Source organism: Paraburkholderia sp. BR14374, assembly GCF_040948685.1.
In the GTDB taxonomy this organism is placed as follows: Bacteria; Pseudomonadota; Gammaproteobacteria; order Burkholderiales; family Burkholderiaceae; genus Paraburkholderia; species Paraburkholderia youngii.
This window is the reverse complement of sequence record NZ_JBFPKF010000181.1, coordinates 1-220: the sequence shown is the minus strand read 5'-3', so window position 1 is coordinate 220 and position 220 is coordinate 1. Positions and strand designations below refer to the sequence as shown.

The window sequence follows — 220 nt, the reverse complement described above, 5'->3', positions numbered from 1 at the left end:
GAGTATCTCAGCCGAGATCTCCCGCTTGCCGAAAGGAAGGTATGTGACCTGCTGAACGTATCTCCTGAAACAGCACAAAAAATGGTGCAATTCGAAACCGGCTATAGGAGCCAACTTCATGAAGAAGGCGCCTACGCTTGCGCGGAAGTGGTTCAGGCCTACTGGCGCAATCCTGGTGATCCTCTCGTTCGCAATCCCGGTACATGCACAGCTCAGTATG

The 220-nt window shown here is 52.7% G+C and carries 1 protein-coding gene; it reads left to right on the top strand.

Features of this window, described 5'->3' with window-relative positions; all coding sequences use genetic code 11:
* The coding region (locus tag AB3X86_RS38565) for a hypothetical protein (RefSeq protein WP_368599926.1) at window positions 1-220 on the top strand (220 nt) is incomplete at both ends.